At 76.7% G+C, this 21942-nt stretch carries 20 protein-coding genes; 13 read left to right on the top strand and 7 right to left on the bottom strand.

Features of this window, described 5'->3' with window-relative positions; translation table 11 throughout:
- Window positions 1-87: 87 nt before the first annotated feature.
- Complete coding sequence (locus EDC03_RS05415; RefSeq protein WP_123379160.1) at window positions 88-948, bottom strand: SDR family oxidoreductase; 861 nt, start codon at window positions 946-948, stop codon at window positions 88-90.
- A 213-nt stretch (window positions 949-1161) separates the two neighbouring features.
- Here EDC03_RS05415 and EDC03_RS05410 point away from each other — a divergent pair, with 213 nt between their 5' ends.
- Window positions 1162-1911, top strand: coding sequence for a hypothetical protein (locus EDC03_RS05410; protein WP_123379159.1), 750 nt, complete (start codon window positions 1162-1164; stop codon window positions 1909-1911).
- Window positions 1912-2027: 116 nt separating this feature from the next.
- Here EDC03_RS05410 and EDC03_RS05405 read toward each other — a convergent pair whose 3' ends face one another.
- Both EDC03_RS05405 and EDC03_RS05400 read right to left on the bottom strand, forming a co-directional pair.
- Window positions 2028-2876, bottom strand: a complete 849-nt coding sequence (locus EDC03_RS05405; RefSeq protein ID WP_123379158.1) for a class I SAM-dependent methyltransferase — start codon at window positions 2874-2876, stop codon at window positions 2028-2030.
- A gap of 63 nt (window positions 2877-2939) precedes the next feature.
- Window positions 2940-3242 carry a hypothetical protein gene (locus tag EDC03_RS05400; protein ID WP_123379157.1) on the bottom strand — a complete coding sequence of 101 codons (303 nt, stop codon included), beginning with the start codon at window positions 3240-3242 and terminating at the stop codon, window positions 2940-2942.
- A 265-nt stretch (window positions 3243-3507) separates the two neighbouring features.
- Here EDC03_RS05400 and EDC03_RS05395 point away from each other — a divergent pair, with 265 nt between their 5' ends.
- The 5 genes from EDC03_RS05395 to EDC03_RS05375 all read left to right on the top strand — a co-directional run bounded on the left by EDC03_RS05395 (window position 3508) and on the right by EDC03_RS05375 (window position 7556).
- On the top strand, window positions 3508-4878 hold the full coding sequence (locus EDC03_RS05395; protein ID WP_148058014.1) for an extracellular solute-binding protein: 1371 nt from the start codon (window positions 3508-3510) through the stop codon (window positions 4876-4878).
- Window positions 4875-5816 (top strand): carbohydrate ABC transporter permease, encoded by a 942-nt coding sequence (locus tag EDC03_RS05390; RefSeq protein WP_123379155.1) that lies wholly within the window; start codon window positions 4875-4877, stop codon window positions 5814-5816. The genes EDC03_RS05395 and EDC03_RS05390 overlap by 4 nt, the downstream gene beginning before the upstream one ends.
- The gene (locus tag EDC03_RS05385) at window positions 5816-6697 is read left to right on the top strand and encodes a carbohydrate ABC transporter permease (RefSeq protein ID WP_123379154.1); all 882 of its coding nucleotides are present in this window, start codon (window positions 5816-5818) and stop codon (window positions 6695-6697) included. Before EDC03_RS05390 ends, EDC03_RS05385 begins: the two co-directional genes overlap by 1 nt.
- Window positions 6698-6743: 46 nt before the next feature.
- Window positions 6744-7076, top strand: coding sequence for a YnfA family protein (locus EDC03_RS05380; RefSeq protein ID WP_123379153.1), 333 nt, complete (start codon window positions 6744-6746; stop codon window positions 7074-7076).
- Between the two features lie 135 nt (window positions 7077-7211).
- Complete coding sequence (locus EDC03_RS05375) at window positions 7212-7556, top strand: DUF3140 domain-containing protein (protein ID WP_123379152.1); 345 nt, start codon at window positions 7212-7214, stop codon at window positions 7554-7556.
- 362 nt (window positions 7557-7918) lie between these two features.
- Here the strand turns inward: EDC03_RS05375 and EDC03_RS05370 are convergent, their stop codons facing one another.
- Together EDC03_RS05370 and EDC03_RS05365 are read right to left on the bottom strand one after the other, a co-directional pair.
- Window positions 7919-8278: a hypothetical protein gene (locus EDC03_RS05370; RefSeq protein ID WP_123379151.1), complete on the bottom strand. Its 360-nt coding sequence runs from the start codon at window positions 8276-8278 to the stop codon at window positions 7919-7921.
- A 67-nt stretch (window positions 8279-8345) separates the two neighbouring features.
- A complete protein-coding gene (locus EDC03_RS05365; protein ID WP_123379150.1) occupies window positions 8346-9116 on the bottom strand; it encodes an AraC family transcriptional regulator in 771 nt (256 codons plus the stop codon).
- Between the two features lie 53 nt (window positions 9117-9169).
- Here EDC03_RS05365 and EDC03_RS05360 point away from each other — a divergent pair, with 53 nt between their 5' ends.
- The 3 genes from EDC03_RS05360 (at window position 9170) to EDC03_RS05350 (ending at window position 13670) form a co-directional block, all read left to right on the top strand.
- Window positions 9170-12835, top strand: a complete 3666-nt coding sequence (locus tag EDC03_RS05360) for a bifunctional proline dehydrogenase/L-glutamate gamma-semialdehyde dehydrogenase (protein WP_123379149.1) — start codon at window positions 9170-9172, stop codon at window positions 12833-12835.
- Window positions 12836-12928: 93 nt separating this feature from the next.
- A complete protein-coding gene (locus tag EDC03_RS05355) occupies window positions 12929-13366 on the top strand; it encodes a hypothetical protein (RefSeq protein ID WP_148058013.1) in 438 nt (145 codons plus the stop codon).
- Window positions 13367-13463: 97 nt separating this feature from the next.
- Complete coding sequence (locus EDC03_RS05350; protein WP_123379147.1) at window positions 13464-13670, top strand: PspC domain-containing protein; 207 nt, start codon at window positions 13464-13466, stop codon at window positions 13668-13670.
- A gap of 15 nt (window positions 13671-13685) precedes the next feature.
- Here the strand turns inward: EDC03_RS05350 and cls are convergent, their stop codons facing one another.
- Complete coding sequence (cls, locus tag EDC03_RS05345; RefSeq protein WP_123379314.1) at window positions 13686-15170, bottom strand: cardiolipin synthase; 1485 nt, start codon at window positions 15168-15170, stop codon at window positions 13686-13688.
- A 260-nt stretch (window positions 15171-15430) separates the two neighbouring features.
- On the opposite strand from cls, the gene EDC03_RS05340 reads away from it, so the two are divergent.
- Window positions 15431-15820 carry an STAS domain-containing protein gene (locus tag EDC03_RS05340; RefSeq protein WP_158674207.1) on the top strand — a complete coding sequence of 130 codons (390 nt, stop codon included), beginning with the start codon at window positions 15431-15433 and terminating at the stop codon, window positions 15818-15820.
- Window positions 15821-15847: 27 nt separating this feature from the next.
- On the opposite strand, the gene EDC03_RS05335 is transcribed toward EDC03_RS05340, so the two are convergent.
- A complete protein-coding gene (locus EDC03_RS05335) occupies window positions 15848-17707 on the bottom strand; it encodes an EAL domain-containing protein (RefSeq protein WP_123379145.1) in 1860 nt (619 codons plus the stop codon).
- A gap of 188 nt (window positions 17708-17895) precedes the next feature.
- Between EDC03_RS05335 and EDC03_RS05330 the strand changes: the two genes are divergently transcribed.
- The 3 genes from EDC03_RS05330 (at window position 17896) to EDC03_RS05320 (ending at window position 21900) form a co-directional block, all read left to right on the top strand.
- The gene (locus tag EDC03_RS05330) at window positions 17896-18999 is read left to right on the top strand and encodes a YihY/virulence factor BrkB family protein (RefSeq protein WP_123379144.1); all 1104 of its coding nucleotides are present in this window, start codon (window positions 17896-17898) and stop codon (window positions 18997-18999) included.
- A 186-nt stretch (window positions 19000-19185) separates the two neighbouring features.
- A complete protein-coding gene (locus tag EDC03_RS05325; RefSeq protein ID WP_123379143.1) occupies window positions 19186-19650 on the top strand; it encodes an ATP-binding protein in 465 nt (154 codons plus the stop codon).
- 69 nt (window positions 19651-19719) lie between these two features.
- Window positions 19720-21900, top strand: coding sequence for a S9 family peptidase (locus tag EDC03_RS05320; RefSeq protein WP_123379142.1), 2181 nt, complete (start codon window positions 19720-19722; stop codon window positions 21898-21900).
- The last annotated feature ends 42 nt before the right edge of the window (window positions 21901-21942 follow it).

Below are 21942 nucleotides of genomic sequence, written 5' to 3'. Positions count from 1 at the left end.
CTGGAGGTGAAGTGGGCGTCGACTTCACGCCCTGAGGCGCCCCGGGGTGAAGTGGGCGTCGACTTCGCTCCCCGGGGCGCCCGGGCGTCAGCCCGCGAGCGGCCGCAGCCCGTCGACGAGCGACGTCGCCGGGCGGCCGGCGAGGCGCGGGAGGTCGTCGGTGACGACGTCGAGCGCGCCGGCGGCGATGTTGCCGTCGAGGGCGACGACGAAGCCGGCCGTCCCCTCGTCGAGGCCGGCGCCGGTGAGGGCCGCCGTCTGCTCCTCGGGGGTCAGGCGGTGGAACGTCACGTCGCGGCCGAGGACCTCGGCCATCGCGGCGGCGAGGTCGTCGTAGGTCCACGCGACCGCGCCCGTCAGCTCGTAGGTGCGGCCGGCGTGCGGGGCCGGGTCGGCGAGCACGCCCGCCGTCGCGGCGGCGTAGTCGCGGCGGGTGGCGCTGGCCACGCGGCCGTCGCCGGTGCCGGAGGCCAGGACGCCGGTGTCCTTCGCGCGGGCGAGGTCGGCGGCGTAGTTCTCCGTGTACCAGTTGTTGCGCAGGACGGTGACGGGCAGGCCGCTCGCGCGCAGCATCTCCTCGGTCTGCGCGTGCTCGGGCGCGAGGACGAGGTCGGTGTCGTCGGCCCTCGTCGCGGACGTGTAGACGAGGTGCCCGACGCCCGCGAGCGTCGCCGCGCCGATGACCGCCCGGTGCTGGTCCAGGCGCGCGCCCGGCACGGAGCCCGACACGAGCAGGACGGTGTCGCCCGGCTGGAGGACGCCGTCGAGGGTCGAGGGGTCGTCGTGGTCGACGGCGGCCGTGCGGACGCCGAGGGCGCCCACCTCCGCGAGGCGGCCGGCGTCGCGGCCCGTGGCGAGCACCTGGTCGGCGGGCACGCCGCGTGCGAGCAGCTCCTCGACGACGAGCCGACCCAGGTGGCCCGTGGCCCCGGTGACGACGACAGACATGACGACCTCCGCTCCGGGCGCCGTCCCTCGGCCGCCCGAGGTCGTTGAGCACTGGAGGACCCCGCGGTGTTCCCGCCGGCGGTGCCGACGGGCCCGGTCGGGTACGCGCCGGACCCGTAGGGAGGCCATGCCTCGTCGACAGCGTCCTGACAGGTCCGGCCCGCACGGTTCTCCACATCCGGGCGGACGGACCGCCCGACGAGGAGGACGACCATGCGCAAGACCCTCACGACCATCGTGGTGGCGAGCTCCGTCGCTCTCGGCGGTGCGGCGATCGGCGGTGCGGTCCTCGCGGGCCCCGCCCTCGCGGCCACCGCGACCGAGGACGGGACCAGCACGGCCGACGCCGTCAAGGACGTCGTCGCCGACCGCGTGCAGCAGATCACCGACGCCCTCGCGGGCCTCGTCTCCGACGGGACCCTGACCCAGGACCAGGCCGACGAGGTCGCCACAACCCTCGCCGACGAGCTGCCCGGCCCGGGCGGCCCCGGCGGTCACGGCCCCGGCGGGCCCGGCTCCGGCCCCGGCCTCGGCGGGCCCGGCGGTCTCGAGACGGCGGCCGAGGCCCTCGGCCTCGACGTCGACGAGCTGCGGACCGCGCTCGAGGAGGACGGCGCCACCCTCGCGTCGGTCGCCGAGGCGCAGGGCGTCAGCACCGACGACCTCGTCGACGCCCTCCTCGCCGCGGAGACCGAGCGCGTGCAGGAGCGCGTGGACGCCGGCGACCTCACCCAGGACGAGGCCGACGAGCGCCTCGCCGAGGCCCGCGACCGCATCGAGGAGGCCGTGACCTCCGAGCTGCCCGCCGGCGGCCCCGGCGGTCACGGCCCGCACGGCGGCCCCGGCGGGCCGGCCGCGGACGGCGAGGCCCCCACGCCCCCGGAGGGCGCGCCGACGCCCGAGGACGCGCCCGCCGCGCCCGAGGACGCCCCGGCCGCGCCGGAGGCCACGCAGGGCTCCTGAGCCCGACGGACGCCGGGCCCCGCGACGGCGGGGCCCGGCCCGGTCCGGCCCCCGCCGGGCCGGTGACGACGCCGCGACGCCCCCGCGTCGCCCCCGCGTCGCGGCGTCGTCGTGCGTCAGCCGTCCGCGACCGCGGTGAGCGAGAAGGTCAGCGGCAGACGGCGTCGCCGCGCCGGGAGGACCCACGCCCGCCCGTGCGGCGTGTCCTCCTCGACCATCTGCGGCAGCGCCCGCCACGGCAGCGTCGTCTGCTCGCCGAGCGAGGTGATGCGCAGGCCCGCGTCCAGCAGCACCGTGACGACCTCCGACAGCGGGTGCTTCCACTCCCACGTCTCGGTGCTCGTGATGCGCACGTCGCTCTCGACGTACGTGGTCTCGTCGTCCCAGCGCTCGGGCGCGCCGCCGCCGAGGTGGTCGCGGGTGACGACGAGGAGGTCGTCGTCGCGCTCGTCGTCGAGCGACGCGAGGACAGGGTGGGTGTCCCGGACGAAGAACAGCCCGCCGGGCCGCAGCATCGTCGCGACCGTCCGCGCCCACGCCGCGAGGTCGGGCAGCCAGCACAGCGCCCCGATGCTCGTGTGCACGACGTCGAACCGGTCGGCGACGACCTCCGGCGTCGCCGTCACCTCGCTCTCGACGAAGGTGGCCGCGAGCCCCGCCCGCTCGGCCAGCGACCGCGCGGCGGCGACCGAGGCGGGGGACAGGTCGACGCCGGTCACGCGGGCGCCGAGCCGCGCGAAGGACAGCGTGTCCGTGCCGATGTGGCACTGCAGGTGCAGCAGGTCGAGGCCGGCGACGGAGCCGCCCGGCAGGTGCGGCGCCATGAGGGCCAGGTCCTCGCGGGCGACGTCGGACAGCCGCTCCGGGTCCGCGACGAAGGCGTCCGTGCCGTAGCCCTCGAGGTGGATGGGGACGCGCTCGTCCCAGTTGCGGCGGTTGGCCAGGAGCTCCGGGGGCAGGTCCACGCAGGCGACCGTAGGGACGACCGGCCGATCCGCCGAGCGCTTTCCCGCGCCGGCCTCGGCGCGTCAGCGGTCGGCGGGCCGCTCGACGTCGACGCGGGCGGTCGGTGCCGGCCGTCCGGCGCCGAGGTGCCGCTCGAGCGCACGCAGGAGGCGGAAGACGCCGAGGACGACGAGCACGCCCGCCGCGGCCAGTGCGAGGGGACGCGTGAAGGCCCACAGCGCGGCAAGGACGTACGGGGGGTAGAAGCCGGTCTCGACCTGCACCACGGGCAGCAACGTGGTGACGACCATCCACACCGCCACCCCGACGGTGAGCGGGACGGCGAAGCCCCGCGCCCTCCCCGGCTCGCTGCGCCTGACGTCCACGGCATCTCCCCTCGTCGTCGCAGGCACCCGCCCGCGCGCTCATCGTCATGCGGGGAGCACTTCCGTGTCCGGGCTTCGGCTCGGCCCACCCACCGTCGGCCCGCCGATGACCGACTCCGTACGGCGACCCGCCGCCACGCTCCGTAGGGTCGGCGGGCGCCCCCTGCCCCCGGGTGCGGAGCCCGACGGCGCCCCGGCGCCGGGACGACGCCCCGAGACCGTGCAGCACAGCGCGCCGCCGGGGCCGGTCGAGGAGGTGCACGCCGTGGTCGACGACGTCGAGGGAACCGCGGGACGCGACGCGGCCCCGCCGAGCCGGCGCACGCTGCTGCGCCTGGCCGGGCTGGCCGGCGTCGCGGGCGGCGCCGCCGCGCTGGCGGGGTGCGGCGAGGCGGTCTCGCAGGCCGCCGAGGGCTTCCGGCTGCGGCAGGACGTGGCGGACCGGCCCGACGACGAGCTGCTCGTCACCGTCTGGGGCGGCCCCGAGGAGGAGGCGGCGTTCCGGGCGCTCGGCGACTCCTTCGTCGCCGCCCACGGGGGGAGCGTCGTCTGGCAGGTCGTGCCCTTCTCGCAGGCGCTGACGACCGTCGACACCGGCCTGCGCACCGGTGCGGCGCCGGACGTCTTCCGCGTCACCTACTCCGACGTCGGCCCCTACCGGGCGCAGGACGTCCTGGCGTCGCTGCCCGCCGACGTCGCCGCGCGGCTGGCGCCGCAGTTCGGGTCGTCGTTCTGGTCCGCCGTCACCGACGACGCCGCGAGCTACGGCGTCCCGCACCACACCGACACGACGATGGTGCTCGTCAACGACGACGCACTCGCCGCCGCTGGCGTCCGCCCGCCCGAGCCGACGCCCGAGGCGGCATGGACCTGGGACGAGGCCCTCGACGCCATGCGCCGCGTCCGCGACACCGCCGGCCCCGTGCGCTCGGCGGTCGCGGTCAACTGGCAGCTGGCCGGCGCGAGCCGCTGGCTGTCGTGGGTCGGCCAGGCCGGCGGCCGGCTGCTGCGCGAGGACCTCGAGGGCGCCGTCGCGGCGGACGACCCGGCCCTGCTGGCCGCCATGGGCGTCACCCGCGACCTGTTCCGCGAGGGGATCACGCCGCGCTCGATGTCGACCAAGTCCGGGCAGTACACCGACGGGCTCTTCACCTCCCAGCAGGTCGCCATGGCGCACGTCGGCAACTTCACGCTCCCGACGGTCGAGACGTCGTTCCCGTGGACGGCCACCTTCCTCCCGGTGCAGGAGCGGGCGACCGCCGACCTCGGCGGCAACGCGCTCGTCGCCACCCGTGGGCCGCGCGAGGAGCGGGCGCTGGCCTTCCTCGAGCACTGCGTCGGCGCCGAGCAGCAGGCGTCCTTCTGCGCAGCGGCCAGCGCGCTGCCGACCCGGGGCGACGTCGACGTGGCCGACATCCCCTACCGACTGCTCCCGGAGGTGCTCGCCCTGTACGCGCAGCAGGCGGAGGCCGTGACGACCGACGTCGTCGACCAGGTGACCGTGCCTCAGGCCACCGGGCTCAACCGGGTGCTGGTCGAACAGCTCGAGGTCGCCTTCCTCGGCGGCGACGAGCTGTCCGACGCCCGCGCCTGCGAGGACCTCGTGGCCGCCGTCGACGCGGAGCTGGCGCGGTGAGCGCCGTCGCCGCCCGTCCGGCACCCGTCCGGCCGGACGACCCGCCCCGCCGCGCCGCCGGCCGGGCGCAGCGGGCCCGTTCTGCGGCGACGTCCTGGACGATGCTCGCCCCGGCGCTGCTCCTCTTCGGCGTCTTCCTCGTCTACCCCCTGGGGCGGGCCGTCGCGACGTCGTTCACCGACGCCGACGGCATCACGGGCGGCTCCTTCGTCGGCCTCGCGAACTACACGACGATGGCCGGCGACCCGACCTTCTGGCGCGCCGCCGCCAACACGGTCGGGCTCGCCGTCGTCTCGGTGCCGATCGCCCTGGCCCTCGGGCTGCTCATGGCCGTGCTGCTCTCCGGGCCCGTGCCCGGCCGGTGGCTCTTCCGGGCCCTGTTCCTCGCCCCGGTCGTCGTGTCCGGCGTCGTCGTCGGGATGACGGGGCAGTGGATGTTCGACGAGAACGTCGGTGTCGTGAACGCCGCGCTGGGCGGTCTCGGGCTCGACCTGGTGCGGTGGCAGTCGAGCGGCGGTCCCGCCGCGGCGTCCGTCCTCACGATGCTCACGTGGTCGCGCGTGGGCCTCGTCGCCGTCATCTACCTCGGCGCGCTGCTGCAGGTGCCGGGCGAGCTGCTCGAGCAGGCGCAGCTGGACGGCGCGAGCCGGTGGCAGCGGATGCACGACGTCGTCTGGCCGCAGCTGCGCCCGACGACCTTCTTCCTCACCGTCGTCCTGGTCATCGAGACCTTCCAGGTCTTCGACCTCGTCTTCGTCATGACGGGCGGCGGGCCGGGCGTCTCGACCGAGCTGCTCGTCACCTACCTCTACGCCGAGGGCTTCGAGGCGCGGCGGCAGGGCTACGGGACGGCGATCGGCGTCGTCGTGCTCGTCGTCGTGCTGGCGTTCACCGCCGTGTGGTGGCGGGCGCAGCGGCACACGGAGGACGAGCTCTGATGGCCGCCGGCACCGTCCCCACCACGTCGGCGGCCCCCGGCCGCCCCGCGCGCGGCCGCCGGTACCGCGAGGAGCGCCGCCTCACCCGCGTCCGCGTCGCCGCGCTCCTCGTCCTCGGCGCCGTGTGGGTCTTCCCGCTGGTGTGGATGGCGATGACGGCGTTGTCCACGCGCGCCGACGTCGCGGCGGGCGGCCTGCCGTCGCTCGCCCGGCTGTCGACCGAGACGCTGACGACGACGCTCGCGTCCTTCCCGATCTCGCGGTGGGCCGTCAACTCCGTGGCCATCGCCGTCGTCGCCGTGGCGCTGACGGTCGTCGTCGACCTGCTGGCGGGCTACGTGCTGGCCAAGCACCGCTTCCGCGGGCGGGCGCTCGTGCTGCTCGTCGTCGTCGCGACGCTCATGGTCCCCGTGCAGGTCCTCCTGCTGCCGCAGTTCGAGCTGGTCGCTCAGCTGGGCTGGGTGAACTCGTACTGGGCGGTGATCATCCCGCGCAGCGCCGAGGCCTTCGGCGTCTTCCTCGCGCGTCAGTACCTCCTGGCGATCCCCGACGAGCTGCTCGAGGCGGCGGCGCTCGACGGCGCCGGCCGGTGGCGGACCTTCACGAGCATCGTCCTGCCGCTCGCGAAGCCGTTGGTCGGCGTGCTCGTGGTGCTGACCTTCATGTACCGGTGGAACGAGTTCGCCTGGCCTCTCGTGGCGCTGCGCGACCCGGACCTCTACACGCTGCCCGTCGGCCTGGCGTTCCTCCAGGGCCAGTACGGCACCGACTACCCGACGCTCATGGGGGCCGCGCTGCTGTCGGCGCTGCCGGTGCTCGCCCTGTTCGTCGTCGCGCAGCGGTGGTTTGTCGCGGGGCTGGCGCGCAGCGGCCTCAAGTAGGGGAGGCCGCGGCGGCGGGTGCGACGGCGCTGGGAGGCTGCGCGACATGTCGCTGCTGCGCTCGGTGCCGCTGTTCGCCCTCGCCGCGCTCGCCGAGATCGGTGGCGCTTGGCTGGTCTGGCAGGCCGTACGCGAGGGGCGGCCGTGGTGGTGGGCGGGGCTCGGCGTCATGGCGCTCGGGGTCTACGGCTTCGTGGCGACGCTGCAGCCGGACGCCGACTTCGGGCGTGTGCTCGCGGCCTACGGCGGGGTCTTCGTCGTCGGGTCGCTCCTGTGGGGCGTGGCGCTCGACGGCTTCCGGCCGCTGCCGGGCGACCTCGTCGGCGTTGCGATCTGCCTCGTCGGCGTTGTGGTGATCATGGCGACCCCGCGGGTCTGAGCCGGGCCGCAGGGGTTGGTCGGGGCGTCATGACGTCGCCGCAGGTCAGGGGCCTTCTCCCTCGCGAGAGGCTGACCATCTCCGGCCGCCGTGCGCCGAGGTGCCGACGGGGCGCCGTCGTCGCAGGGTGCTGCCATGGCGAAGGAGCGGGCCGAGGGCCTCGACGACGTGTGGGACGACTGGCAGGACGCGGTCACCATGACCCCCAAGCAGCTGGAGGAGTGGCTGGAGACGGACGAGTCGCAGTCGGTCGGCGACACCGGCGGCAAGGGCGAGTCGACGGGCCACGAGAGCGGGCGGCGCATCGTCGAGATCCTCCGCACGAAGAAGGACGACCTCACCGACGACGACGTCGCGCACATGAAGAAGGTCGTCGGCTACGTGCACCGGCACCGGGCGCAGGAGCCGAAGCACGAGGACGTGAAGACGTCGAAGTGGCGCTACTCGCTCATGAACTGGGGCAACGACCCGCTGGGCTGAGCCCGGATCAGCCGAGATGGCCGGTGGCTGCGAGGGCTTGGCAGGCGCCGGCCACCACGAGCACCGCCCCACCGCTCGGACGACGCCGAGCCGGCCCGCCGCCCTCTGGAGGCGGTCGACCCCGCGGGTGGGTGAGGCTCCGGTCAGCAGGGCCGCCACGACGACGTGGGCGCTGCCGCGGACGTCGCCGAGCAGGCACGCGCCCAGGAGGGCGGCGAGACCGCCGAGGACGGCGAAGGCCTCGTCGACGTGGCGGGTCCCACCGACCAGCAGCGACGTCATGAGGACGGCGAAGCACACGACGTAGGCGACGGCCACCGCCCGCGTCGGGTGGGGCAGGAGGCGTACGAGACGCACGGCGCTCACCCGACGAGGCCGAGCCCCAGCGCGCACCAGAAGAGACCGATGACGACCAAGCCGAGCCCGAGGAGCCGGACGTAGCGCGGCGTCGACATGAAGGACCTCGAGTAGTCGACGCCCATGGGGCGGCTCTCGGCGATGTGGCGGGCCATCGCGCTGGCCGTCCCGCGGACGTCGAGGAGCTGCAGGACGCCGACGAGCACCATGAGGGCTCCCGGGACGGCGATGGCGACGAAGGCGTCGCCGCCGGTCGCCCCGACCGCGAACATGACGGCGAAGGCGACGACGACCGTCCCGAGGAAGAGGGCGTAGACGGTCCTCGTCGGCTGCGGCAGTGCCCGGACGAAGCGGATCGGGTTCACGGCCGGATCGTGGCGTGCCGCAGCCGGGCCCGCCCCTCGCGGGCAGCCGCGTCACCCCGACGAGTGATCACCGCCCCCGCCGCCGGAACTGCCCCGGCGTCTCGCCGGCCAGCCGGGCGAACTGCCGGGTGAAGGACGGCTGGTCGTAGAAGCCGCAGGCGGTGGCGACGTCGGCGAGGGGGGCGTCCGTCGTCGTCAGGAGGTCGGTGGCGCGGTCGATCCGCGCGCGCAGGACGAGCTGCTGCGGCGAGAGGCCGAAGACGCGGCGGACCCGGCGCTCGAGGACCGCTGTCGAGCAGTCGGCCGCGGCGGCGAGGTCGGCGGTGCGCAGCGGCTCGGCGAGCCGGGCGTGCACGAGCTCGACGACGCGCGAGAGCCCCTGCAGCGCGGGGTCGGCGGCGTCGGCGGCGCGCAGGTCCTGCGAGATGCTCACGAGCCCGAGGACGACCCCGGCGCCGTCCCGCACGGGCAGCTTCGTCGTGAGGTACCAGCCCGGGGCGCCGCCCTCGCGGCGGATGAGCTCGAGCTCGTGCCGCAGCGGCTCGCCTGTCCGCAGCACGCGGTCGTCCTGCTCGGCGTAGCGCTCGGCGAGCTGCTCCACGAAGAGCTCGGCCGCGGTCCGGCCGACGACCTCCCGCCGCGACCGGCGCCCCGTCCGCTGCACGAAGGCGTCGTTGACGGCGACGTACCGCCCGTCGGCGTCCTTCGCGCAGAACATGACGTCGGCGGCCTCGCCGAGCAGGCCGAGCAGCGCGGGCGCCAGCGCCTCGGCGGGCCAGCCGCCGGGCAGGCGGTGGTCGGCGCCGGGCGGGCCGGGGGTGTCTCGCTGCGCCGTCATGGCGTGCGCGAACGTACAAGACGGCCCCGCGGACGCCGGGGCACGCTCGGGGCATGACCACCACCGTCCCCTCCCCGAGCACCCGCGGCGACGGCACGCGCACCGCCGACGCCCCCGCCCGCCCGGCGACGCCCACCGGCACCCGCCGCGGCCTCGTCCAGCAGCGCGAGGAGTGGGACCGCTGGGTGGCGCAGGTGCCCACGGCGCCCGTCGACGACGTCGTCGAGCGCTGCGTGCCGGCGGCGCTGGAGCGGGCGCAGCGGTGGGTCGAGGCGACGTCGGGCCCGCAGGCGGCGCACGAGAAGAAGGCCACGGAGCGGCTCGCGTCGCTGGTCCACGACCCGGGCGGCGTCGAGATGACGATGCGCTTCGTCGACCGCGTGGCGCGGCCCGAGGACGACGCCGTCGCGGCCCGCGAGCTCAACGCGATGGTGGCCGACCTCGGCGCCGACGGGGCCCCGGACTTCCTCTCCGTGCCGGACCGGGTGCTCATGACGGCGGGCGCGCGGCTGGCCCCGCTGGCCCCCCGCCTGGCCATGCCGCTGGCGCGGGCCCGCCTGCGGCAGCTCGTCGGCCACCTCGTCGCCGACGCCGGCGACGCCCCGCTGGGCCGCCACCTCGCCCGGGCGCGCAAGGACGGCGTCCGGCTCAACCTCAACCTCCTCGGCGAGGCCGTCCTCGGCCACGAGGAGGCCGACCGGCGCCTCGCCGCCGTCGAGCGGCTCGTCGGGCGGCCCGACGTCGACTACGTCTCCGTCAAGGCGTCGTCCGTCGCCGCGCAGCTCGTCCCGTGGGACGTCGAGGGCAGCCGCGACCGCCTCGTGGAGCGGCTCCTCCCGCTGTACCGCGCCGCCGCGGCCCGCTCGCCGCAGGTCTTCGTCAACCTCGACATGGAGGAGTACAAGGACCTGCACCTCACGCTCGACGTCTTCGAGGCCGTCGTCACGACGCCGGGGCTCGAGCACCTCGAGGCGGGCGTCGTCCTCCAGGCGTACCTGCCGGACGCGCTGCCCGCCCTCGAGCGGCTGACGGCGGTGGCCCGCGCCCGCGTCGAGGCCGGCGGCGCGCCGCTCAAGGTCCGCCTCGTCAAGGGCGCCAACCTCGCCATGGAGAAGGTCGACGCCGAGCTGCACGACTGGGAGCAGGCGCCCTTCACCTCGAAGGAGGACGTCGACGCCGGGTACGTGCGCCTGCTCGACGTGGCGCTGACCGCCGAGCGCACCCGCTGGCTGCGGGTCGGCGTCGCGAGCCACAACCTCCCCGACGTCGCCCTCGCGGTCGAGGTGGCCCGCGCCCGCGGCGCCGAGCTCGGCCTCGACGTCGAGATGCTCCAGGGCATGGCCCCGGCGCAGGCGCGCGCCGTGCGCTCCGACCTCGGGGAGGACGGCCGGCTCGTCCTCTACACGCCGGTCGTCCGGCCCGAGGACTTCGACGTCGCCGTCTCCTACCTCGTGCGCCGGCTCGAGGAGAACGCGGCGCCGCAGAACTACCTCTTCGCGCTCTTCGCGCCGACGTCGGGCGACGGGCTCGCCCCGCTGGCCGAGCAGGAGCAGCGGTTCCGGACGTCGGTCGAGCGGCGCTTCGCCGTCGAGGCCGGGCCGCGCCGCCGCCAGGACCGTCCCGCCGAGGAGGCGGCCGGGCCCGCGCCGCGCGTCGCCGGCGAGGACGCGCCCTTCCGCGGCGAGCCCGACACCGACCCGTCGCTGCCCGCCAACCGCGTGTGGGCGCAGGAGGTCCTGGGGCGCGACCCCGGGCCCGTCGGCTCGCCGGTCGTCACCGACCCGGCGGAGGTCGACGCCGCCCTCGACCGGGCGCAGGCGGCGGCCCGCGCGTGGGCCCGGGTCCCCGCCGCCGAGCGCGCGCGTGCGCTCCTGCGCGCCGGCGACCTGCTCGAGCAGCGCCGCGGCGACCTCGTGGCCGTCATGGCGCATGAGGCCGGCAAGACCGTCGCCGAGGCCGACCCCGAGGTCTCCGAGGCCGTCGACTTCGCCCGCTACTACGCAGGCAGCGCGCTCGACCTCGAGGCCACCGAGCGCGAGCACGCGGTGACCTTCACGCCGGCGCGCGTCGTCGTCGTCACCCCGCCGTGGAACTTCCCCGTGGCCATCCCGCTGGGCGGCGTGCTCGCCGGCCTGGCCGCGGGGGCCGCCGTCGTCATCAAGCCCGCCCCGCAGACGGTGCGGTGCGTCGAGGTGGGCCTCGAGGCGATCACCCGGGCGCTCGGGGAGGCGGGCGCGCCCGACGGCGTCCTGCAGCTCCTGCGCACCGACGAGGCGGACGCCGGGCGCCGGCTCGTCACGCACCCGGCGGTCGACGCCGTCGTGCTCACCGGCTCGTCGGCGACGGGGCGGCTGTTCCGCTCGTGGCGGCCGGACCTGCGCCTGCTCGCCGAGACGAGCGGCAAGAACGCGCTCGTCGTCACGCCGACGGCCGACCTCGACCTCGCCGTCGCCGACGTCGTCCGCTCCGCCTTCGGGCACGCGGGCCAGAAGTGCTCGGCGGCGAGCCTCGTCGTGCTCGTCGGGTCGGTGGCGCGCTCCGAGCGCTTCCGCCGGCAGCTGGCCGACGCCGTCCGCTCGCTGCCCGTGGGCCCGGGGACGGACCTCGCCACCGTGGTCGGCCCGCTCGTCGAGCCGCCCGGCGACGACCTGCGCCGCGCGCTGACGACGCTCGAGCCGGGCGAGCGCTGGCTCGTCGAGCCGCGCGAGCTCACGCCGCCCCCCGGGCACGAGCACCTCGCCGGCCGGCTCTGGTCGCCCGGCGTCCGCGAGGGCGTGCGGCGCGGCTCGTGGTTCGCGACGACGGAGTGCTTCGGGCCCGTGCTCGGCGTCGTCGCCGTGGCGGACCTCGACGAGGCCGTGGCCGTGGCGCACGAGACGGGCTTCGGGCTGACCGGTGGCCTCCACGCGCTCGACGAGGCGGAGGTCGAGCACTGGCTCGAGCGGGTCCCGGTGGGCAACGCCTACGTCAACCGGCACATCACCGGGGCGGTCGTCGAGCGGCAGTCCTTCGGCGGCTGGGCCGGCTCGGCCGTCGGCCCGGGCGCCAAGGCGGGCGGGCCCGACTACGTCGCGCAGCTGGGGACGTGGGCCGACGCGGGCGCCGACGCGCAGCCGACGACCACGGCGGGCGACGTGACGCCCGAGGTGGCCGCCGTCCTCGCCGCGACGACGGCGGCGCTGCCCGACGACGCCGCGTGGCTGCGCGCGGCCGCCGCCTCCGACGAGCACGCCTGGGCCACCGAGCTGGGCCGCGCGACCGACGCCACCGGGCTGCTGGTGGAGGAGAACACCTTCCGGCGCCGGCCGCTGCCGTCGCTGCTCGTGCGGTGCGGGCCGGGGACGACGCCCCGGGAGGTCGCCCGGCTGCGGCTCGCGGCCGCGCGGGCCGGGACGCCGCTGGAGGTCAGCGTGCCCGCGGGGGACGACGGCGAGGCGCTGCGCCGGGTCGCCGCCGCGGGCGCCGCGCCGGCGCCGCGGGCCGCGGTCGTCGTCGAGGACGCCGCCGCGCTCGGCGCGCGCCTCGTGACCGGCAGCCGGGTCCGGCTGCTGGGGACGCCCGAGGGGGCGGTGCAGGTGGCGGCCGCGGGGGCGGGCGTCAGCCTCGTCGCCGGGCCGGCGCTGCGGGCCGGGCGGCGGGAGATGCTGTCCGTCCTCCGCGAGCAGGCGATCAGCCGCACGCGGCACCGCTTCGGGCACGTCGCCCCGCGGGAGGGCTGAGCCCGGCGCACCGCCGCCAGGAGGTGGGACGCCGGCCGTCCAGCACTCGAACACGCGTTCGACAGGAGGCCGCCGGCGGTCCAGCATGGCGGCATGGCAGGGGGCATGACGGCCGGGCGCGGACCCCGGCGCGGGGCGTCGTCGGGCGGTACGGCGGCGGGCGACGCCCTGCTCGGGCGCAGCCGCGGACCGGGCGGGGCGGCGTCCTCGGGGCCGTCCGGGCCCGTGGGGCCGCCGCCGGTCGAGGAGCGCGTGCCCGAGCCGCGCGGTCCCGCCGCGCTGCCCGACCCCGCGGAGCTGCGCCGCGCGCACCGGCACTGCTGGGTGCTGCCCGGCGACGTCGGGGACGTCCCGGCGGACGGGGCGGACGGGGCCGCCGGCGAGGACGACGAGCCGTACGCGGGCGTCGTCGCCGAGTGGCGGGCGACGCCGGAGGGCTGGCGCGCCCGCGTCGTCTACGCGCTGGGGGACGGCGACATGCTCACGGTCGTGGAGACCTGGCTCGCCGCGGAGCAGCTCCGCCCCGCCTGACGGCCCGGCCGCGACGTCGTGCGGACCGGCGGGGGCGCTGGGACGCTGGCGGACCGGCGCGGTCCCGCGCCGGGGCCGTCCGTCCCGAGGAGACCCCGTGCTCGTCCGTCCCCGCTCCGGCCGCGTCGTCGCCGGCGTCTGCGCCGCCCTCGCCCGCCGCTTCGGCCTCGGCACCGGCCTCGTGCGGTTCCTCTTCGTCCTGTCGTTCCTGCTCCCGGGGACGCAGGTCGTCGTCTACGCCGTCCTGTGGGTCCTCATCCCTGCCGAGGGCACCGACCGGGCCCGCCGCGCCGGCCTCCGCTGACGGGGCCGCCCGGCGTCACTGCACGGCGGAGGTGAGGCGCGCGAGGTCGTCGGCCAGGCGCCGCCAGAAGCCCCGCTCGGACCACTCCTCGAGCGTCAGCTCGCGGCTGCGGCGCCGGTAGGCGTCCTCGACGTCCCGCATCTGATCCGCGAAGCCGCGCCCGAGGACGAGCAGCATCAGCTCGAGGTCCAGCTCGAAGGAGCGGATGTCGAGGTTGCTCGAGCCGACGACGGAGATCTCCTCGTCCACCGTGAGGTGCTTGGCGTGGAGGACGTACGGCGCCGGGTACAGCCAGATCTTCACGCCGGCCCGCAGCAGCGCCTCGTAGTACGAGCGCTGCGCGTGGAAGACGAGGAACTGGTCGCCCACCTCGCCGACGAAGAGCTCCACCTGGACGCCGCGCTCGGCGGCCGTCGTCACCGCGGTCAGCAGCGACTCGTCCGGGACGAAGTAGGGGCTCGTGATCGACAGCCGCCGCTGCGCGCCGTAGATGAGGCTGTTGAACATCTTGAGGTTGTTCTGGCCCTCGAAGCCGGGCCCGCTGGGCACGACCTGGCAGTGCAGGTCGCCCGCCGGCTCCCGGTCGAGGGGGCCCGGCGGCGTCTCGCCGTCGGGGTCGCGCTCGTCGATGAGCTCGTCGGTCTCGCTGTACCAGTCGGTGACGAAGAGCGCGTCGACCTCGGCGACGACGGGTCCCTCGAGGACGACGAGCACGTCCTGCCACAGCATCCGCCGCGAGCGCGGGCTGGCGCGCTTGCCGTAGGTGCGGTCGATGAGGTTGAGCGAGCCGATGACGGCGCGCTCGCCGTCGACGACGACGAGCTTCCGGTGGTTGCGCAGGTCGGGCCGCTGGTAGCGGCCCTTGAGCGGCTGCACCGGGAGCATGAGCTCCCACTGGACGCCGATCCGGTCGAGCTCGGCCTTCGTCTTCTTGTAGGACGGGTAGCGCCACGAGCCGATGTGGTCGAGCAGGAGGCGGACCCGCACGCCGCGCCGGACGGCGTCCTCCATGGCGGCGAAGACGGGGGCCGTGGCCTCGTCGAAGGACAGGATGTAGAACTCGACGTGGGCGTACCGCTGTGCCCGGCCGATCTCCTCGGCGAGCACCCGCAGCTGGTCGTCGTAGTCGGGGACGACCCGCGCCGCGTTGCCCGTGAGGAGCGGCATGGCGCCCAGCAGGTGGTTGAGGCGGGTGACGCCCTCGACCCAGGCCGGCCACGGGTGGTCGACGACGACGTCCTCCGCGTCCCGGGCGGCCTCCTCGATGAGCCGGTTCATGCTCGCCTGCTTCTCGCGGCGGTGCCGCGGCAGCTTCGGGCTCCCGATGAGCAGGAAGGCGATGACGCCCAGCGAGGGCACGAAGAAGATGAGCAGCAGCCAGGCCATGGCCGACGACGGCCGGCGGTCCCGCGGCACGACGACGAGGGCCACGACGCGGAGGACGAGGTCGACCACCGCGACGACGGCGGCGAGGGTGAGCGACAGCTCCGAGAGGTCGATGCGCCCCACGGGGCCCGAGAGGTCGAGGCCGGGGAGGTCGACGTCGGGCAGGACGTCGGGCACGTCCGGCAGCGAGATGCCGCCGAGGACGGGGAGGGGCAGGCCTGTCGTCACGGACACTCCGGGGGTGGACGGCGACCGTCCTGGCCGCACGGGGCGAGCCTAGGAGGGCCGCGGGGGAGCGCCCGTCGGCGTCCGCGGCGGCGCGAGGCCGGGGCCTGCGTGTGCCCGGAGCGCGTCGAGGCGCCACCATGGGGGGCGTGAGCGACCTCGGACGACCTGGCAGCGCGCCCGACGAGGGCACGCCGGTCGCCCCGCACGAGGTCGCCGCGTCGCACGACGGGCCGCTCCCGTCGCTCGAGGTCGTCACCGCCGACGACGGCACGGGCACGCTCTTCCTCCGCGGCGAGGTGGACCTCCACGCCGTCGAGACGGCCGGCCCGGACCTCGACGAGCGGCTGCGGACCGTCGCCACGGTGCACTCCGGCGACGTCACCTTCATCGACTCGATGGGGCTCCACTGCCTCATCACCGCTGCCGTGGCCGCACGGGGGCGGCAGGAGAAGGTGCGGCTCGTGCGCCCGTCCCGGCCGGTCGTGCAGATGCTCGAGATCACCGCGATGTCGGACTTCTTCGCCGTCGAGGACTGACGGCGGCGCCCCTCCGCGGGAGCCGGCTCAGGCGCCCTCGGGGCGCCGGGGCGAGGGCAGCAGCGGACGGCGCGCGGGGGCGAGCAGCTCGGCGCCCGACGCGCCGCGCACGAGGGCGGTGACGTCCGCCGCCGAGCCGGTCGCCGGCGCCACGTGCGCCCCCTGCACGGCGTCGCAGCCGAGGCCGACGACGGCGCGGTGCACGCGCTCGTCGTGGACGCCCGCGGCGACGACCCGCAGGCCCAGGCCGTGGCCCAGGCCGACGACGGCCCGGACGAGCCGGGCGTCCTCCTCGCGGCCGGCGGCCGTGGAGCAGACGAGCGCCGGGTCGACGACGACCTCGTCCACCGGCAGCGAGCCGAGGGAGGCGACCGACGAGCTGCTGGCGCCGAGGCCCGTGACGGCGACCGCGACGCCGAGGACGGAGAGCCGGGCGAGCGCGGTCGCGGCGGCGGAGGGGTCGCGCGCCACGTCGGCGTCGGCCACGAGCAGGCGCAGGTCGGCGGGCGCGGCGCCCGAGCCGGCCAGGGCCTCGGTGACGAGGTCGACGAGGCCCTGGCGGCCCAGCGCCCCCGCGGGCAGGGCCACCGCGGCGACGACGGGGACGCCGTCGCGGCGCCACGCGGCGGCGGCCGCCACCGCGCGGCCGAGGAGCAGGGAGAAGAGGTCGGGGGCCAGCGAGGTGCCGGCGCCGAGCTCGAGGGGCGCGGGCGCCCGGCCGGCGGCGTCGGGCCGGTGCCACACGAGCTCGGCGGTCGCCGTCGTCCACCGCCCGCGGCGGACGTCGAAGCGGGGGGTCCAGCGGACGTCGAGCACGGACGGCGCGGCGGCGTCCGGCTCCTCGTCGGCGTCGAGGGCGGCGCGGAGGTCGGCGCGCAGGAGGGCGAGGTCGGCGAGGCGGGCGCCCTCGCGCTCGTCGGGGTCGACGACGGCGACCCCCGTGCCGGTCTCGCGCGCCACGTCGAGGGCGGCCTCCACCTGGGCGAGCAGGCGGTCCGCGTCCGCGGCGGCCGAGCGCTCGCCGGGGGCGGCCGTCACGGCGCGTCCGGCGCCGACGGCGGCGTCGACGTCGACGAGGGCGCCGGCGACGACGACCCCGCTGACGAGGACGGTGCGCACGCGCTCGCCGACCCGGCGGGCCGAGTCCGCGGTGCCGCCGTCGAGGAGGACGGCGAGGTCGCCGCAGGGGAGGCGGACGACGACGTCGTCCCCGCGCAGGACCCCGGCGGTGCGGGCGGTGACGGCGTGGAGCACGTCGTCGGGGTCCGTGCCGGCGCCGTCCGGGCCCTCGCCGGCCTCGAGGCGGACCCGCAGCAGCGCGAGCGGGCGGCCGGGGCGGGCGGCGAGGCGGTCGACGAGGAGGTCGCGGAGGGCCTCGGCGTCGTCGACGTGGACGACGAGGGGCGCGTCGCCGCGGCGGCGGGCGCCGGGCCCGGGGTGCCCGACGGCAGCGACGGCGACGACGACGACCACGAGGAGGAGGACGTGCGCCGTCGTGGCCGCCACGGGGAGGGCGGGCCAGGCGGTGCCCGTGGCGACGGCCGCGACGAGGAGGCCGACGGCCGCGGCGGCGGTGGCCGCCCGGTGAGGGACGCGGGCGGCGGGCAGGAGCAGCGGGGCGGCCGTGACGGCGAGCAGCGCGAGGACGAGGACGGTCGCCGCCGCGAGCGCCGGCGTGCCCGGGGCGTCGCCGAGCGACATGACGACGTCGAGCAGGGCGACGTGCGCCACGAGCAGCCCGGTGAGCAGGCCCTGGACGCGCCGGCGCCGACGGCGCTGCCCGACGACCGCCACCGGCGGCGTGCCGGCGGCCGGCCGGAGGGCGGCGTGCAGCCCCGCCGCGAGGCGTCGTCCGCGGCCGGCGGTGGTGGAGGAGGGGGCGCTCACGGGCAGGGGATCGGCGCGACGGCGTCCCGCCTTGAGCGCCGGGCGCGGCGGTCGGGGGAGCGACGAGCCGTCCGGCCCAGCGGCCGCCCCGGTCGCGCCCGCCGCGGGGGAGCGCCACGGTGGGGGCGCGGCACGGCGTCCAGACGACGGCGCACGGGGCTGCAGCACCAGCGGGAGCGAGCTCGACCATGGCCGACCACCAGCAGACGCAGCAGAAGGGCCGGACGGCCCCGGACCCGGACGACCCCCGCAAGCCGGACGACCCGCCGGACCTGCACAAGCCGACCCTGAAGTACGTCCTGCGGCGCACCCTGCGCGAGTTCTCCAAGGACCAGTGCACCGACCTCGCGGCGGCGCTCGTCTACTTCGCGGTGCTCGCGCTCTTCCCCGCCCTCATCGCCCTCGTCTCGCTCCTCGGCCTCGTCGGCCAGGGCGGCGCGGTGACCGACGTCGTCGGCCAGGTCGTCGGGGCGGTGGCGGACCAGGACACCACCGACACGGTGACGCGCACGGTCGGCAACTTCGTCGACTCCCAGAGCGGCACCGCCGTGGGGCTCGGCCTCGTGATCGGTCTCGTCGGTGCCCTCTGGTCGGCGTCCGGGTACGTCGGCGCCTTCTCGCGGGCGATGAACCGCGTCTACGAGGTGGAGGAGGGGCGCCCGGTGTGGAAGCTGCGCCCCGTCATGCTGCTCGTGACCCTCGTCGCGCTGCTGCTGCTCGCCGTCGCGCTCGTCATCGTCGTCGTCTCCGGCCCGGTGGCCGAGGCCGTCGGCGACGTCGTGGGCCTGGGCTCCACCGCCGTGACGGTGTGGTCGATCGCCAAGTGGCCGGTGCTCGCCGGCGTCGTCGTCCTCGTCATCGCCCTCCTGTACTGGGCGACGCCGAACGTGCAGCAGCCGAAGTTCCGCTGGGTCAGCCTCGGGTCAGTCGTCGCCATCGTCGTGTGGCTCGTCGCGTCCGTGGGCTTCGCCGTCTACGTGACCAACTTCAGCAGCTACGACGCCACGTACGGCGCGCTGGCCGGGGTCGTCGTCTTCCTCCTGTGGCTTTGGATCACCAACATCGCCCTGCTCCTGGGCGCCGAGGTGGACGCCGAGGTCGAGCGCGGCCGCGAGCTGCAGGCGGGCATCGCCGCCGAGGAGAGCGTCCAGCTGCCGCCGCGCGACACCCGCGCGAGCGACAAGAAGGCGGCCGCCGAGGCCAAGGACGTCGACCGCGGCTGGGCGCTGCGCGTCGGCGCCGAGCAGGACCGCGCGGAGGGCGACGACCGCCGCGGCGGCACGGACCGCTGACGCGCGGCCGGGAGCCACGGGCCCCCGTCCACGCCGGACCACCGGCGGGGGCGGGGGCCCTTCAGGTCGCCCGGGCACCTAAGGTCGTGCCGCCGCGGCGGGTCCGGGGCGCGGGCGGGGAGGACCACGCCTACGGTGGGACCACACGCACCCGGGGCGGGGCGGCGACCGGGTGAGAGGTGGGACGTGGCGGCAGGTGACGGCGGCGCCACGACGTGGCCCTCGCGGCGCCCGCCGACCGTCGGCCGGACCGTGGGGCACTGGGTCGTCACCACCTCCACCGAGCTCACGACGGCACGCCGCGAGCTCATGGCCGTGGCCCGCGAGATCCCCGCCCCGGCGCCGGACCCCTCCGCCGGACCGGCCATCGCGCTCCCGGACCGCCTGGCGCTCCTGCTCAGCGAGCTCGTGACCAACGTGCTGCGCCACGCCAGCCCGCCCGCCGAGGTCGACGTCCGGCAGGAGGACGGCCGCTGCCTCATCGACGTGGCCGACCCCGAGGTCCACGTCCCGCCGAACCCCGAGGACGACCGCTCCCCGGGCCTCGGGGGGCACGGGCTCCCGCTCGTCGCCGAGCTCGCGGTGGACCGCGGCTGGTACGTCGAGGGCAGCCGCAAGCACGTGTGGGCCGTCCTGCGCACCGGCGCCTGACGCGTCCCCCCCCGGGGCGCCCGCCGCCCCTCCCCGCCCGTCGTCGGGCCCCCCGCCTACGGTCGGGGCATGAGCACCTCCGCTCCCGACGCCGCCCTGCCCCAGCCCCCGCGCCCCGAGCGTCGGCCGCACCGCCGCGAGCACCACGGCGACGTCGTCGACGACCCGTACGAGTGGCTGCGCGCCAAGGAGGACCCGGACGTCCTCGCCCACCTCGAGGCGGAGAACGAGCACACGCGGGCCCGCACCGCCCACCTCGAGGAGCTCCGCGCGGCGCTCTTCGCCGAGGTCAAGGGACGGACGCAGGAGACCGACCTCTCCGTGCCGGCCCGCGAGGGGTCCTGGTGGTACTACGGCCGGACCGTCGAGGGGCAGCAGTACGGGCTGGCCTGCCGCGCGCCCGTTGTCGACGAGGACTCGTGGACGCCGCCCGCCGCCGCCGAGGACGGCTCGCTGCCGGGCGAGCAGGTCATGATCGACGCCAACGTCGAGGCCGAGGGCCACGAGTTCTTCTCGCTCGGCGCGGCCTCGGTCAGCCCCGACGGCGCCCGCCTCGCCTGGTCGAGCGACGTCACGGGCGACGAGCGCTACACGCTGCGCGTGCGCGACCTCACCACGGGCGAGGACCTCGCGGACGAGGTGCCGGGCGCCTTCTACGGCGCGACGTGGTCGGCCGACTCCGCCGTCGTCCACTACACGGTCGTCGACGACGCCTGGCGCCCCCACGAGGTGCGGCGCCACCGCGTCGGCACGCCGGCCGCCGAGGACGACGTCCTCTTCCGCGAGGACGACGAGCGCTTCTGGGTCGGCGTCGGCCGCACCCGCAGCCGCCGCTTCCTCGTCGTCTCCGCGGCGGCCAAGACGACGAGCGAGGTGCACGTCCTCGACACCCGCGACCCCGAGGGCGAGCTCCGCGTCGTCGCCCCGCGCCGCGAGGGCGTCGAGTACGACGTCGACCACGTCGTCCTGCCGCAGCCCGACGGGTCCGTGCGCGACCGCTTCCTCGTCCTCCACAACACCGACGGCGCCGAGGACTTCGCGCTGTCCGTCGTCGACACCGACGACCCGCGCCCCGAGCGCTGGGAGGAGGTGCTGCCGCACGAGCCGGGCCGCCGCCTCGAGGACGTCTCGCCCTTCGCGCGCTTCGTCGCCGTCTCCTACCGCCGCGACGCCCTGCCCCGCCTCGCGGTCGCGCCCCTGACCGCCGAGGCCATCGGCACCCCGGTCGAGGTCGAGGTCGACGAGGAGCTCTTCGCCGTCGGCGCCGGCGGCGACCGCGCCTTCGACAGCCCCACGCTGCGCTTCGTCCGCACGTCGTTCGTCACGCCGCCCCGCGTGCTCGAGCTCGACGTCGCCACCGGCGAGCAGCACCTGCGCCGCGAGACGCCCGTCCTCGGCGGGTACGCCTCCGAGGGCTACGTCCAGCGCCGGGTCTGGGCCACCGCGCCCGACGGGGTCCGCGTGCCCGTCTCCGTCGTCGCCCGCCGTGACGTCGCCGACGCCGTGGCCGCCGGCGAGCCCGCGCCGCTCGTCCTCTACGGCTACGGCTCCTACGAGACGAGCATCGACCCGTCCTTCTCGATCTCCCGCCTGTCGCTGCTCGACCGCGGCGTCGTCTTCGCCGTCGCCCACGTCCGCGGCGGCGGCGAGCTGGGGCGCCACTGGTACGACGACGGCAAGACCCTGACGAAGGTCAACACCTTCACGGACTTCGTCGCCGCGGCCGGCGCCCTCGTCGAGCAGGGGTGGACGACGCCGCAGCGCACCGTCGCCATGGGCGGGTCCGCCGGCGGCCTCCTCATGGGCGCCGCGCTCAACCTCGCGCCCGACGCCTTCGCCGGCGTCCTCGCCCAGGTGCCCTTCGTCGACCCCCTCACCTCGATCCTCGACCCGTCGCTGCCGCTGACGGTCACCGAGTGGGACGAGTGGGGCAACCCCCTCGCCGACCCCGAGGTCTACGCGTACATGAAGGGCTACTCGCCCTACGAGAACGTCGCGGCCGTCGACCACCCCGCCGTCCTCGCCATGACGAGCCTCCACGACACCCGCGTGCTCTACGTCGAGCCCGCCAAGTGGGTCGCCCGCCTCCGCGAGCTCGGCACCGGCGACCGGCCCGTCCTCCTCCGCACCGAGATGGACGGTGGGCACGGGGGGCCGTCGGGGCGGTACAAGGGCTGGGAGGAGCGCGCCTTCGAGAACGCGTGGGTGCTGGACGTGCTGGGGGCGGCCTCGGCCCCGCTGCGCTCGTAGGCCGGTCCCGCTCCGGTCGGGTGCGGCGGGTCGCCTCCGCGC

This window comes from Pseudokineococcus lusitanus (genome assembly GCF_003751265.1).
In the GTDB taxonomy this organism is placed as follows: domain Bacteria; phylum Actinomycetota; class Actinomycetes; order Actinomycetales; family Quadrisphaeraceae; genus Pseudokineococcus; species Pseudokineococcus lusitanus.
Note: the sequence above shows the minus strand (reverse complement) of the source record. Positions and strands in the feature narration are given on the sequence as shown.